Here is a 13,354-nt window from a genome sequence, read left to right on the forward strand (position 1 = left end):
AGCGGCATTCGGTGTCCTTGGTCAAGGCGGCGCGCGGGACGGGTGCGAGCGTCCAGACCTGGCGGCGACGGATCGCGGCGGGGGAGATGTCTGCCTATCGGAGCGCTCGGCTGACCCGGGTCATGGCGAGTGACGTGAATGCCGAAAGCGTCCAAATCCCGACCTTCCGCGCAGGAGGACAGGCTGCGCTTGTCCACCGAGCCAAAGGCGCCGCTCACCTGCCTAGCGACGTCTGCGAGTTGAGTCCCTGATAGTGGTGTAGCGCGGTCGTCGACATCGTCCCGATGGTGGACGTGGGTGCGGCCACCGCGTGATCCTTCGAGTGAACCTCTCACAGCACTCTCGAACGGAGTCATCACGATGACCGCACCACACATTGTCGACCCTGCCGGCCTGCTCGGTGAAGCCCTCGCGGAGGCCTCCCCGGATCTGATGCGCAGCCTGTTGCAGTCGATCATCAACACGCTGCTGTCCGCGGATGCCGACGCGGTGGTCGGTGCCGAGTACGGCCGCCCGTCCCCGGGGCGGACTACGCAGCGCAGCGGCTACCGGCATCGGGACCTGGACACGCGGGTGGGCACGATCGATGTCGCGATCCCGAAGCTGCGGACCGGCAGCTACTTCCCTGAGTGGCTGTTGGAGCGCCGCAAGCGGGCCGAGTCCGCGCTGATCACGGTCGTGGCCGACTGCTACCTCGCCGGCGTCTCAACCCGGCGGATGGACAAGCTGGTCAAGACCCTCGGGATCGACTCGCTCAGCAAGTCGCAGGTCTCCCGGATGTCGGGCGAGCTCGACGCCATCGTCGAGGACTTCCGCTACCGCCCCCTGGGCGATGCCGGACCGTTCACGTTCGTCACGGCGGACGCGCTGACCATGAAGGTCCGCGAAGGAGGCCGCGTGGTCAACTCCGTGGTCCTGCTCGCCACCGGCGTCAACGGCGAGGGACACCGCGAGGTCCTCGGGCTGCGCGTGGCCACCAGCGAGAGCGGGTCGGCGTGGAACGAGTTCTTCGCCGACCTCATCGCCCGCGGCCTGGCCGGGGTGCGCCTGGTCACCTCCGACGCCCACGCCGGGCTGCGCGAGGCGATCGCCGCGAACCTGCCCGGAGCCTCCTGGCAGCGGTGCCGCACCCACTACGCGTTCAACCTCATGGGCGTGACCCCGAAGTCGATGTGGCCGGCGGTCAAGGCGATGCTGCACTCCGTGTACGACCAGCCCGACCACCACGCCGTCCACGCCCAGTTCGACCGGCTCCTGGACTACGTCGCCGACAAGCTCCCCGCCGCCCACGACCACCTCGACGCCGCCCGGGCCGACCTGCTGGCCTTCGCCACCTTCCCGAAGGAGATCTGGACCCAGATCTGGTCCAACAACCCCACCGAACGCCTCAACCGGGAGATCCGCCGCCGCACCGACTCCGTCGGCATCTTCCCCACCCGCACCGCGATCGTGCGACTCGTCGGCGCTGTCCTGGCCGAGCAGACCGACGAATGGGCCGAAGGGCGCCGCTACCTCGGCCTCGAGGTCCTCGCCCGCTCCCGCGTCACCATCGTGCCCTCAGCCGACCAAGAGATCGGAGCCGACGCCCTCCCCGCCCTGACCGCATAACCACAAAGAGGAGCACGCAGCGCTACACCACCATCAGGGACTTGACCTCGAGCGATCCATCTTCAGGCAGCAGGGCGCTCGCGCCGGCCATCATGGCGCGCTGCAAAAGCGAGTCCGTCGCGACCGCCACCAAAAGCACGACGTGCAACCCGGGCAGCACGTCAAGCAGCTCGCTCATGGGCTCAAGACCACCCCCGTTCTCAACGTCAAGCTCCACGATGACCACATCGGGGACAAACGCGCGGCAACGCTCGACTGCGTCCTCGACGGCATGGACGGCTCCTAGCCACACCAAGTCGGGCTGAGCATCTACGGCGAGCCCCAGAAAGTCGGTGAACAGCTGGTGACGGTGCACTACCAAGAGTCGGCACGTGCCACGCGTGTCGCCCCTCCTTGGCCCGTCACAGAGCCCAGAGTCCCTCACTCGGGCATTATGGCGCCCAACCGCGGATGCGTCGAGCAATGTTCTGCACCCCGTCCAACGCGCTGGCGGTCGACATACATGCACCGGTCACACACCCCCGAACGGATGCCGACAGCCCGCACAGCTGGCCGCTCATGTTGGCCGCTGCTGCAACGGGCGCCCGCGTCCCTCGCCGGCGGTACTTTTACCAACCCCTGAGACAGCACCAACTCCCCTGAATGATGTACCAGACTCTGCCCAACAACCGCAGCCACCCGTGATCACCGCGATGCGGTCCGCTCATTGCGAGAGGACGAGGTCCAGCCGGTCGAGCAGCGCCTCGAGCGACCGCTCGAACTCCTCGAGCGCGTGGTCCTCGGAAAGGAGCGGGGCGGTCCGCAGGATCGTCGGGAAGTCCTCGACCGACACCTCCTCACCCGGCGGGCGGACGGCGGCGCCGCCCTCGTCGAGCGGCTCCTCGACCGGCGAGGTCGTCGCGCCGAGCGTCGCGACCTCGAGCAGCAGGTGGCCGAGGAGGAAGCTCGTGAAGACGCGGTAGGCCTCGACGGCCTGGGCGTCGGTGAAACCGCGGCGGGTCAGCCCGTCGAGGAACCCCTCGACGACACGCAGGCTGCGCAGCGGTGGACGCAGCCACGGCGCCGCCGGATGGCGCGTCGCGACCAGCGGGAAGACCGCCGGGTGGGCGACGGCGAGCGAGCGCACCGAGTGCGCCATCCACTGCAGGAACGCCTGCCACCCGTCGGCCGGCTCGAAGAGGTCGCCCGGGTCGACCGCGATGGAGTCGACGAGCGAGTCGACGATCGCCTCGAGCAGGTCTTCGCGCCCGTTGACGTGGCGGTAGAGCGCCATCGCCTCGACCCCGAGCCGCGCCCCGAGGGAGCGCATGGTCAGCGCCTCGAGCCCCTCGGCGTCGATCATCCTGATGGCCTCCGCGACCACCAGGGCCCGGTCCAGCGCGCGGCGCGGCTCGGCCCTCTCCTGCGGCGACAGCTCGTCCGTCGGTGGCATGCGACCTCCTCGCGGGTGTCACCCCACCCTGCCACGGGGGCGCGACACCGGGGTCCGGAGCGGGACGCGGCCGGCCGCGGCGGTCCGATGTTTACGTCGTAAACATCGGGGGTAGGCCCCGAGGGTGCCGCTCTCGGCGCGCCCCGTGAGCCGCCTCCAGCGGTCCCTTCGAATGGCTTCCCATGAACGACGCACCGCGCGACGCCCTGGCAGCGGTCGCCACTGCTGGCTGACGGCCACCGGCTCCGCCGTGCTCCTCACCGCGCTCGTGGCCGCCGCCGGCACCGGCGTCGGCCTCGCGACCGGCACCGACATTTAGGACGCCGCGCACCGCGCCACCAGCGACCCCAGCACCGTGGGGCTCGCCGGCGGCATCGCTCTGCTCGTCGTCCTCTTCGTCGCGTACTACTGCGGCGGGTACGTCGCCGGCCGAATGGCCCGGTTCAACGGCGCGAAGCAAGGTCTGGCCGTCTGGCTCTGGGCCCTGGTCATCGCGCTCGTCGTCGCCGTCCTCGGCCTCGTCGCCGGCGACCGGTACAACGTGCTCGGGCAGCCCAACAGCTTCCCCCGGCTGCCCGTCGGCGAGGGCGACGTCGGCACCACCGGCATCCTCGCGCTCGTCGGCGTCGCTCGTCAGCCTGCTCGGGGCCCTCCTCGGCGGCCTCGCCGGCATGCGCTTCCACCGTATGTCCCTCGGGGACACTTCGACCCAGGCAGCTGAGCGAAACGTCCGAGCCACCCCAAGTCGCATGGACGAACCCACCACCGCCGTGTTCTCTGGCATCCGCTTCTGCAGCACCACGACTGCCTGAACGGCGCACGTCGATTGCCGACCTGCTGTAAGCATTCGGCCTTCGCAATCAGAGCTCGGTCGGCACCGCGTCCAGTCTCTTGGCAACGATTGTCGGTCTTGCGAGCGCGGCCGCCGGCTCTTGAGTACTGCTTGGCGCTAGTCGATCAGCGGACTCCCTCGTCGGCCACCGACTGCCACCGCAGAGGTGTGGCAGGGCGCGGCACATCTCGCGGCCGACCAGGCCGACATCGCTGTGGGCTCACCAATGGCGACCACGGCGCCCCGCCCGACCTGGTGGTCGGACGGGGCACCGTGGTGCCGGTTCGGCGGATGTGGCGTCAGCTCCCCCTGCGGAGCTGGCCAGGCCGCCTGGCCTCGAGTCCGGTCCACCGCAAGCCCCTGCGCTCTTGGTGGTTCGTCCCGCCTCACCGGCCCCCGGACAGCGTCCCGTGGAGTGGTGGGGTTTGGGGTGACGGCGCGGCTTCCTGACTGAGGGGGGCCACCGGCGAGATTCTCGACGTGTACCGCCAAGTACTCGGCGGTCCTGTGCCGGGGTCGTGATGCCGGCCTGGTGCTCTCCTCGGAAAGGCACCACCCCGGCGAGGGCCTCCAGGCTGCCAGATCTTCCGGCCGGCCGCCGTGACGAAGTCCGGCGGCGGCACGACTCCTTGCGCGACCCACCGCACGATTGTCGGCTCCCCGATGCCGACGAGCTCGGCGAGAGCCTTCAACCCCACGAGTCCCGGGGGCAGCCGCGGGCCGCGCCGGTAGAACGGTCCCCACGGCGCGGTCGCCTTGCGCACCAGCGCCCGAGTGCGCCGTACTCGGCGGCCACGGACTCGACGCTTCGACCCGACCGGCGCGCGCGCACCCACTCCCTGACCACCTCGTGTGCTGGGAACGGTCCCCATGGGAGCGTGCGCCGGCTGATGATCTGCCGCGCGACCTGCTCGCGCCGCGCGATCGCCGAGACAGGCTCACCACGCTGTCGAGCCAGCACCCACCGCCGGACTCGTTCCGATGACAACTCCTCCAGCAGTTCGGTGCGGCCCAGCTGGCGCGTCGCACGGGGGAATGGCCCCCAGGGGTCCGTGGCGCGCGTGACCGCGTGTTCGCTCACCCCGTCACGCCAGGCGGTCAGCGCCGGCGACTCTCCGTCCTTCCGGCGCGCGAGCCACTCCAGCGCCCGAATGGGCTCCCGTTTAGCCATCAATCCAAGGCATTGGACGTGGTGCGATCACGGCGGAAATCGCCCCGGCCGCCAAGTTCCATCCCGCTGTCGGCACGCTGCCATGATGGCACTGGTGTGCCGTGACCATCACGAATGCCGCCCGTGTCGTGAGGCGTGTCCGCGTGAGCAAGCACGCCTCACGACACTTCGCCGATAATCTACCTTATGTCATAAAGGCGGCAATACGCCTCTCTCGCAGGGTGATAAGACGTCTCGCGCGACCGTGCACCCGGCCTTACGACGAATGCCCCTGCCTCGCTGAGCGGTCCTCGACCTCCGTTGCGGGTTCACCGGCGCGGTCGGCGAGATCCGAGACCAACTGCCCGGCGCTGTCCTAGCAAGTTGGGGCGCTGCTGCGCTCTGGTGGTGCCACGGCGTGTGCATAGGCGCTGCCACTGTCTGCCTGGGTTCGTGATGACTCTTCGGTGGTCCAGGCCTGCTTACGGAGGTGAGCGGGCCAGGAGGTGGCGATGATGTATCGCAAGGCGTGGGAGGTGTCGTGGCGTCGTGAGCGCGCGGCCGGGGCCCCCGGCCGCTACGTGCCGGCCGAGCCGTCGATGGAGCGGCTGGCGCGGTTGCGCGACGCGCACGTGCCGCTACGGGCGTTGGCTCGCGGTACCGGACTGTCGGCGACGGCGATCCGCAGCATCCTCGATGGGGAGCACACCCACGTCCAGCGGCGCACGGCTGCGCGGGTGGCCAATCTGTCGTTGGCGCGGGTCTACGGAGAGCAGGCTCGGGGGCACGTCCCCAGGATCGGTGCACAGCGCAGGATTCAGGCCTTGATGGCGCTCGGATGGTCGCATGAGGCGATCGCGGCCGCAGGGGCCCAGAACACCTCCAGCGTCCTGAACTCCGGTGGGCACCTGATGACTGCCGCGCGGTGGCGCGAGGTGCGCTACGTCTACGAGCGGTTGTCGATGACGCTGGGACCCTCGCCGGAGACCCGCGGGTGGGCCCGCTCGCTCGGGTACGCACCACCTCTGGCGTGGGACGAGGACGCCATCGATGACCCGACGGCCGAGCCGCAGGGGACCGAGCTCGGCGGTGGCCGGGGCGGGCACCTCCTGGACGAGGTGGCGGTCGGCCGGGTTGTCGAGGGGGGCTACCCGCAGCGGGCGGAGCTAAGCCGGCCCGAGAAGCTCATGGCCACGAGGAGGCTGGCCGCCGCGGGCGCGTCCGATACCGAGATCGCCGACCGGCTCGGCGTCTCGGCCAGGACGGTTCTGCGGATCCGTCGCGCTGAGCAGGTCACCGCCGGCCGGTCCCGTGTCCTCAGCCGCGACGCGACGGTGGAGTGGGCGGCCGCCGGTGGCGCGACTAGAAACCCTCGACGGCCATCAGATTCCCCCGCCCCCGCCGGGCAACCGGCCACGGCTCGAGCTCGTTAATGCCTCGTCGATGGGATACCTGCCAGGCAAGCATGTGTGCGGGTCAGGCGTCGACGAGATTGGCACTCGACGCGTCTGTGCCGAGCCAGCACCTGCGGAGGTGTGTGATCATCCGGGCGCTGCTGATGGCGGCTGCGGACACCAGTCGGGCGGGTCTGCTGTCCGTCAGCGGCGTGCGGGTGCGTCGCCGGTTCCTCATGGCTGCTCTGGAGGTCGTGGAGGACCTGGTGTCTGTGGAGGCGCCGGCTCCAAGCCCCATGCCCAGGCACCGTACCGGAGTGAGGCGATGAGCCGGCTGTCACGGGCTGCATGGGGGGTGCGGTGGCGGCTCTGGCGGTCGTGGGGGTGGTGCCCGTCGCGCTTCTGGTGGGGGAAAATCCGCCGTCTTCCGCCGGGTCGGTCGTCACGGTGGTGGGGATCCTTGACGGTGACACCGTGATCGTGGCCGGGGATGAGGCTCTGGACGTGCACCGGGTCCGGGTGCTGGGTGTCGACGCCCCTGAGATGGGGCGCGACGGGGCTCCGGCGGACTGTTGGGCGCTCCAGGCTCGCGAGCAGCTGATGCGGGAGGTGCCGGTCGGCTCCAGGGCCGTTCTCGTCCCGGACAGCACTCGGCGCTCGGTGGACCGCTACGGCCGGCTGCTGCGCTACCTGCAGGTCGACGACCGCGACGTCGGCGCCGACCTGCTCGAGGCGGGCGGGGCCCGCACGTACTGGCCGACAGGTGACGGGAAGCGGGCCTCGCGCTACGTGCAGACCGCCCTGCGCGCTGAAAGGGCGGGTAGAGGTCTCTGGGGAGCCTGTTAGCCAAGGCCGATCCCGCGGACTCCGGTGGCCGGCACCGGGACGTTCCTCAGCGAGAAGGCACAGGGCTCGGCACCAAGCTCAGTGCGGCCCCGGGCGCAGGCGGGGGCTCGAGGTCGCGAAGGCGGCCCCGGGTGGTGGCGGTCGAAGGGTGGCGCCGGAGCAGGCTGGCCCACGGCTCGGCCAGGTCGGCGTCGACCAGCGCCCTGTCCCCAGCGTGCAGTACCGCGCGGCGCCACTGACGTTCCCACCTCGGCATGAGGTAGCTGAGAACTGCGAGCGTGCCGGGCAGGGCGGCCACCCACGGCTGCCCCTGGTGAACGGCTTGGGCGACGGCGATGCCGGCGACCACGAACCGCAGCCGCCACCCGATGGCCACGAGCGGCAGCAGGCTCAAGGTCGCAGCCAGGGCGTGGGCCAGGGTGCGGAGGGTGAGCCACGGCAGTGACCAGAAGGTGACCGCCAAGTCGCGGCGGAACCATCCGTCGCGGACGACACCGGCGGTGTGGCCGATTAGCGCGGCCGCCTGTTCCTGGCTGAGCCGACCGTCCGCCGCCGCGTCGAGGACGCCGCCGGCGACGACGACGGTGCGCCGGCCCAGCGGCTCGACGACCATGCGCCGGTCCCGAGGGTTGACGCGTAGCTCGACCAGCGGGGGGCCCAGGCGCCCCCGTGACAGCAGGGTGAGCGCGGGACGGAGCGTGGCGAGCTCGTCGTCCTCGAGAGGGCGGGCGCGGTAGAGAGCGCGGGCGGCCGCCTCCTCCCCGACGCCGGAGGCCAGCAGGCCCAGGAGGACCACGCCGCCGACGAACAGGGCGAGACCCCACGGCGGCGGCAGCAGGGCGCAAAACATCCAGGTCAGGAGCGTGCTGGCCACCAGCCCGGGCCCCACGGCCAGGGCTCTCCACAGTCCTCGGCTCACCACATTCCCTTCCTGCACCCTCAGCGGCTAGGCCGAGTGGTTCCGACCTGTTGTGATGGCGACCCTTCCCGGCAGGTGGGGCCACTTACGGCGTGTGGAAGCAGTGTCCACAGGGGCGGTGACAGCCGCGGATATCCCCAGATCGGACCAGGCCTCTGCCGGGCGGCCGCAGGCTCTGGCTCGATGGGCTGGACCTGACCGGAGAGGAGCACCACCGATGACGACCGTGACCCCGACAACCCCTGCCCTACAGGCGTGGCGGGAGGCGATCGCGCTGCTGCACGACGCCTCAGACCTCGCATACGCGGAGCGGAACACGTACGCCCTGGGTCTGTGGGCCGACCTGATCGGGTCCGCAGCCCGAAACCTGCTTCCGAGCGATCAGGGGCACATCCTCGACGAGATCGTCCTGCCACCTGAGGTGGTCGAGCGCGGGTTCTCCGCGATGGTCCTCGCGGCCGAGGAGCGGACCCGAGCGCACCCGATCGAGGAGTTCCCGCCCGGCGCCTCCGGGGTGATCGTCGAGCTCTGCAAGCTGGCCGGTCAGGTCTCGCCGTGAAGGGTGGGCCGCCCTCGCCGGTCGATGGGCGAAGTGTGGGTGAGCTGCTGCTGGATGCCGACCTGCACGCACGCTTGGCGCTGTGGGACCCCAACCCCGACGAGGCCGCGGCACGAGTTAGGACGTGGGGAGAGGTCATCGAAGCCGCCGCCGCGGTGTGGGCCGCGATCCCGGACCGTGACAACGACCCGACGATGGCGCAGCTGCACGCTCGGGCGGCCCGGCCCAACCCGCGGTGGCCAGGTGGAGGCGAGGGGGACCCGACGCTGACGACCGTGGCTGCTTCCCTGATGCGCGCGGCAGACCTCGTCAGCGCCCGCCGGCACCCGACCGCCGAGCTGTCCGAGGCGGGGCACCTGGACGCGGAAGCCGCGCGGACCCGGCTGATGCACACCGTGTACGTGGCCTCCCACGCCGTCGCGCTCTCCCTCGACCACCACGTGCGAGATCTCCGACGGCGGTTGGAGGCCGGGCGGGCGGTGCCTGCGGGTGAATCACTCACCCACGCCCGCACGGCACGAGAACGGGCGACGGCCGCCGAGCGGCTCGCCGGCCTCTACCTCGAGACCCGATGGCCCGCCGCGCTGGCGGGCCAGCACCAACCCAGTCCGGACACCTCGCGCCTTCAAACAGCAGTGGCGCGCTGGGACGTCGCCGCCCACCGCGCCCTCACCCGCTCCCCCACCATCGCGGACCTGAGCGCGGTGGCTCAGGTCCAGGCCCAGCTCGCATTGGCCACGAGCACGCTGACCGCTGCTGCGGCCCACGCCGCGCTCGTCGACGGCGAGTCGTTTGCGCAGCGGCTGGCCCCGTCCCTGGTCGAGGCGGAGCGGGCCTGGGCCCATTTGGGTGCCGATCTGCGACAGCTCACGGGCCGTGACCGCCGGCGCAACCCTGAGCTGCTTCTGAGCGCGAACGAGCTGACAGCGTCCCTGCGCGAGTACACCCACGACCAGTCAGGCCAGGCTCGGCCGTCGGCCGTTGCGCAAGACGAAGCCCTCTGGGAGGTGACCAGGACGCTGCGCGGGGCGGCTGCGGCGGCGCCGGACATCGCCCAAACCGTCCGAGAGGTCCTCGTGGAGGCAGAGTTGAGCGCGTCCGCGACGTCGATACATGCCCTGGTCGCTGCCCATCTGGGGAGGGACCTACAAGAGGCATGGGTGAACCCCGCCGACCTCGCGCATCATCGACAGGTCCCGCTCTCCCAGGCGGCACGGGGAGCCCTGGCCGAAACCGCCGAACGGGCCGTCCACGCCGTGAGGGCGGTCGACGTCGCCGCCGGAACCTTGCACCCAGCAGGCACGGTTGGCGCCAGTGCACGCAGCGTGGACCCGGTCGCCACCGGGTGGCGCCGTCACGAGCGAGAGTCCCCAGGGCGCGACGCGGCCGGACCGGGGGTCGGCTGCGAACGATGAGTGGCGTTGGAGCCCATCGCCGACACGCGCCCGGATGTTCAGTGCTGGGACGCATAGCGGTGCTTGCCTCGGCCAGTGATGGTCCTCGAACGCGGTTAGCTTGAGTAGCCCGCATCTTCATGACTCAAAACGTGTATATGAGCCGGCGTGCGATGTCCTCCGCAAGGGCGAAGGCCTTCGAGGCGTGGGGCCAGGACCTCGACCTAAAGGGAGCGTGCGATGACTAACGGGCGTCCAGTCGCGGTGCGCGCGGCTAAATGCCGGGATCTAGCTGTACCCGGCCATCAGGTTGGTGACAGGCGGCTGGTCGGTGGGAGTCCGCCGAGGGCGGTGTGGCGTCGTTGAGTGTTGTACTGCTCGAGCCAGGGGGCAAGGGCGTCGGCACGGGCTTGGTTGCTGGTGAAGACCTGCCGGTAGGCCCATTCGGTGGCCAAGGTGCGGTTGAAGCGTTCGACCTTGCCGTTCTGCCAGGGGCAGTGGGGGCGGATGAACTTGTGCTTGGCGCCCAGAGCGGTCATCGCGGCCGCGACGTCGTTGCTCTTGCGGTAGCTGAAGTGGTTGTCGGTGATGATCCGCTCGATGACGGGGATGCCGTGCTCGGCGAAGTAGGCCGCGGCACGCTGGATGAAGGCCCCGCAGGTGGCTCCTTTCTCATCGGGCAGGATCTCGCTGTAGGTTAGGCGGGAGTTGGTCATCGACCATCGAGTGCACGTAGTCGTACCCGATCCGGGCCTTCTTCTTCGCCGCGCTCGAACCCATCGAGCGGCCGTGGGCGCGCCACCCGCCACCGTCGGGGATCTTCCCGATCTTCTTGACGTCGACATGGACCAGCTCCCCGGGCCGGTCCCGCTCATAGCGGACCGCGGTGGACTTGCTGGCGCGGATCACCTCGCCGGTGAGTGGGTCCAGCACCCGCAGGAGCGGGACGTGGTGGCGGCGCAGGACGCGGCTGACGGTGCGGGCCGGCACGCCCAGCTCGGGCCCGAGCCAGTCCTGCCCGCGGCGGTGCTCGACCCTGGCAGCCAGGATCGCGGCTTCGACCGCTGCGCTGGTGCGGCGTGGGCTCGACCTCGGCCGGGAGGAGCGATCCACCAGCCCGGCCTCGCCCTCGGCGTCGAAGCGGGCCACCCACCGGTGGGCGCACTGACGCGAGATCCCCATCGCCTTCGCCGCATGAGCCACCGCCCACCCCTGGCGACGGACCCGGTCCACCAGAAGACGACGACCATGAACATTCAGACGAGCGTTAGCGTGGGCCACGAGAACCTCCGGGCGGTGCAGGACCTAGACAATCCACACCTCACCCGGAGGTTCTCCTCCTCGTCAACGCCTACGCGTCACCAACGTCCCGGCCGAGTACATCTAGCGCTTCCCCAGGGCCGCGCTGGCATCCGTCGGAAGCCGGCCCCGGTCCTTGATGTCCGGGAACCCGTTCTTGCGCAGCCACTCACGGTCCTCGGGAGTTACGCTCGATCGGCGGGTAGGTGCCGAAGCGCGCGAGCGAGAGCCCGTGGCCCTTCGAGCCGCGTTCAGGTATGGGGTCAGTGCCTTCTCCATCGCGTCGCGGTTCTTCTTCGACAGGTCGATCTCGTAGGTCGCGCCGTCGAAGGCGAATGTCACAGTCTCGATGTCCTCGCTCTCCTTGCCGTCCAGGTCGTCAGACAGGACCGTGATCGTTCGCTGCGCCATAGGGTTCCTCTCAATAGAATGATTCCGCGTGAGTCAACCACACATCCAGGGCGCAACATCTGTGTCGCCGCCGCAGGGATTAGCGCCAGGGTTCCGAACGAACGTTGCCGAAGCAAGCAGCTCAAGCGTGTGGCGCATCATGATGCCGCAGACATTCGGAAGTTGGGACTCCTGCACCGATAGGTGACAGGTTGGGTCAGGCGGCCTGAGTGGCCAGCGTGGTCATGATGGTCTCGTACTCGATGGGGGTCAACCGGCCGAGCGCGTCCTGAAGTCGGCGGCGGTGGTAGGTGCGTTCGATCCATGTGATGATCGCGATCCGCAGCTGCTCACGGGTGGCCCAGGAGCGGCGGTTCAGCACGTTCTTCTGAAGCAGTGAGAAGAAGCTCTTCATGGCGGCGTTGTCGCCGCAGGCGCCGACCCGACCCATTGATCCGACCATGTCGTGGCGATGCAGGGTGTGGACGTACTTGCGGGCACGGAACTGAGACCCTCTGTCGGAGTGGACAATGCAGCCGGCGACGTCCCCGCGGCGGGCGACGGCGTTGGACAGGGCAGCGACCGCGAGGTGGGACTTCATCCGCGAGTCGATCCGGGGTCCCCTCTGGGGCGTAGCCGACGATGCGGTTGGAGAAGACGTCCTTGACCGCGCACAGGTACAGCTTCCCCTCACCGGTCCAGTGCTCGGTGATGTCGGTCAGCCACAGCTGGTTCGGGCCGTCAGCGGCGAACACGTGGCGGGTCACCCCATGCTTGTCGGTCACGGCGCAGCGGTCGTCGTGCACCGGCGGACCGGGCCGTTTCGAGGCCCCGCGCCGGGGTTTGCCGAAGACCGACCACCAGCCCTGCTGCGAGCACAGCCGCCACGCGGTCCGCTCGCACATGACCTCACCGGCATCGCCTGCTTCGTCGTGCAGGTACCGGTACCCGAACTCCGGATCGTCGCGGTGAGCGTCGAACAAGGCGTTCGCCCGGTACGCCGCGTTCAGGTCGGCATCGGTGACGGGCGCCTCGAGCCACCGGTAATAGGGCGCCCGCGCGATCTTCAGCACCCGACACGTCACCGTCACGGGGATCCCGTCGGCGGCCAGCTCGCGGACGAGCGGGTACATCATTTTCCCGGCAGGTGCGCCTGCGACAGGTACGCGGCCGCCCGACGCAGGACCTCGACCTTCTGCTCCAGCAGCCGGTTGCGCCGCTTGAGCTCGCGCAGCTCGGCCAGCTCCTCACGATCGGCGCCCGGTTTGATCCCGGCGTCGCGGTCGGCCTGGGTCATCCAGTTCGTCAGACACGACTCGGAGATCCCGAAGTCCTTGGCGACCTGCTTCAGCGTCACACCGTCCTCACGGGCACGGGCCACTCGCACGACGTCGTCGCGGAACTCCTGAATCGCCCCGGGTCTGGTGGAGGCTCTCAATCCATGGAGGATGAGAGTCATGGCAGCACCCAGGAAGTACCCCGACGAGCTGCGTGAGCGCGCTACACGGATGGCGGTTGAGCTTCGGGCGGA

At 69.9% G+C, this 13,354-nt stretch carries 10 protein-coding genes and 2 pseudogenes; 6 read left to right on the forward strand and 6 right to left on the reverse strand.

Translation table 11 applies throughout. The annotated features are described in order from the left end of the window. The first annotated feature begins 360 nt into the window (after window positions 1–360). Window positions 361–1,608, forward strand: a complete 1,248-nt coding sequence (locus KMZ30_RS19475; protein ID WP_215520161.1) for an IS256 family transposase — start codon at window positions 361–363, stop codon at window positions 1,606–1,608. A gap of 22 nt (window positions 1,609–1,630) precedes the next feature. Here KMZ30_RS19475 and KMZ30_RS19480 read toward each other — a convergent pair whose 3' ends face one another. Together KMZ30_RS19480 and KMZ30_RS19485 are read right to left on the reverse strand one after the other, a co-directional pair. Further along, window positions 1,631–1,963: a response regulator gene (locus KMZ30_RS19480; RefSeq protein WP_215520162.1), complete on the reverse strand. Its 333-nt coding sequence runs from the start codon at window positions 1,961–1,963 to the stop codon at window positions 1,631–1,633. Between the two features lie 348 nt (window positions 1,964–2,311). Next, window positions 2,312–3,040, reverse strand: coding sequence for a TetR/AcrR family transcriptional regulator (locus tag KMZ30_RS19485; RefSeq protein WP_215520163.1), 729 nt, complete (start codon window positions 3,038–3,040; stop codon window positions 2,312–2,314). A gap of 355 nt (window positions 3,041–3,395) precedes the next feature. On the opposite strand from KMZ30_RS19485, the gene KMZ30_RS22705 reads away from it, so the two are divergent. The 3 genes from KMZ30_RS22705 (at window position 3,396) to KMZ30_RS19500 (ending at window position 7,262) form a co-directional block, all read left to right on the forward strand. Continuing rightward, on the forward strand, window positions 3,396–3,761 hold the full coding sequence (locus KMZ30_RS22705) for a hypothetical protein (protein WP_215512070.1): 366 nt from the start codon (window positions 3,396–3,398) through the stop codon (window positions 3,759–3,761). 1,773 nt (window positions 3,762–5,534) lie between these two features. Continuing rightward, window positions 5,535–6,455 (forward strand): helix-turn-helix domain-containing protein, encoded by a 921-nt coding sequence (locus KMZ30_RS19495; RefSeq protein WP_215520164.1) that lies wholly within the window; start codon window positions 5,535–5,537, stop codon window positions 6,453–6,455. Between the two features lie 321 nt (window positions 6,456–6,776). Continuing rightward, window positions 6,777–7,262, forward strand: a complete 486-nt coding sequence (locus KMZ30_RS19500; RefSeq protein WP_215520165.1) for a thermonuclease family protein — start codon at window positions 6,777–6,779, stop codon at window positions 7,260–7,262. A 46-nt stretch (window positions 7,263–7,308) separates the two neighbouring features. Here KMZ30_RS19500 and KMZ30_RS19505 read toward each other — a convergent pair whose 3' ends face one another. After that, a complete protein-coding gene (locus tag KMZ30_RS19505) occupies window positions 7,309–8,136 on the reverse strand; it encodes a hypothetical protein (RefSeq protein ID WP_215520166.1) in 828 nt (275 codons plus the stop codon). 262 nt (window positions 8,137–8,398) lie between these two features. On the opposite strand from KMZ30_RS19505, the gene KMZ30_RS19510 reads away from it, so the two are divergent. Together KMZ30_RS19510 and KMZ30_RS19515 are read left to right on the forward strand one after the other, a co-directional pair. Next, entirely contained in the window at window positions 8,399–8,740 is a 342-nt protein-coding gene (locus KMZ30_RS19510) for a hypothetical protein (protein ID WP_215520167.1), read from the forward strand. 35 nt (window positions 8,741–8,775) lie between these two features. Further along, window positions 8,776–10,155 (forward strand): hypothetical protein, encoded by a 1,380-nt coding sequence (locus KMZ30_RS19515; protein ID WP_215520168.1) that lies wholly within the window; start codon window positions 8,776–8,778, stop codon window positions 10,153–10,155. Between the two features lie 284 nt (window positions 10,156–10,439). Here KMZ30_RS19515 and KMZ30_RS19520 read toward each other — a convergent pair. The 3 genes and pseudogenes from KMZ30_RS19520 to KMZ30_RS19530 form a co-directional block, all read right to left on the reverse strand. Then, window positions 10,440–11,415, reverse strand: a pseudogene (locus KMZ30_RS19520) (IS481 family transposase). Between the two features lie 102 nt (window positions 11,416–11,517). Next, complete coding sequence (locus tag KMZ30_RS19525) at window positions 11,518–11,844, reverse strand: histone-like nucleoid-structuring protein Lsr2 (protein WP_215512076.1); 327 nt, start codon at window positions 11,842–11,844, stop codon at window positions 11,518–11,520. 196 nt (window positions 11,845–12,040) lie between these two features. After that, window positions 12,041–13,282: pseudogene (locus KMZ30_RS19530) on the reverse strand (IS3 family transposase). Window positions 13,283–13,354: the final 72 nt, after the last annotated feature.

Source organism: Phycicoccus mangrovi, assembly GCF_018729305.1.
In the GTDB taxonomy this organism is placed as follows: Bacteria; Actinomycetota; Actinomycetes; order Actinomycetales; family Dermatophilaceae; genus Phycicoccus; species Phycicoccus jejuensis.

What these genes read in the sequence shown, in the direction of transcription:
- KMZ30_RS19475 (WP_215520161.1), top strand. Translation starts at nt 361, where the DNA reads ATGACCGCACCACACATTGTCGACCCTGCCGGCCTGCTCGGTGAAGCC.
- KMZ30_RS19485 (WP_215520163.1), bottom strand. Translation starts at nt 3,040, where the DNA reads ATGCCACCGACGGACGAGCTGTCGCCGCAGGAGAGGGCCGAGCCGCGC.
- KMZ30_RS19495 (WP_215520164.1), top strand. Translation starts at nt 5,535, where the DNA reads ATGATGTATCGCAAGGCGTGGGAGGTGTCGTGGCGTCGTGAGCGCGCG.
- KMZ30_RS19510 (WP_215520167.1), top strand. Translation starts at nt 8,399, where the DNA reads ATGACGACCGTGACCCCGACAACCCCTGCCCTACAGGCGTGGCGGGAG.
- KMZ30_RS19525 (WP_215512076.1), bottom strand. Translation starts at nt 11,844, where the DNA reads ATGGCGCAGCGAACGATCACGGTCCTGTCTGACGACCTGGACGGCAAG.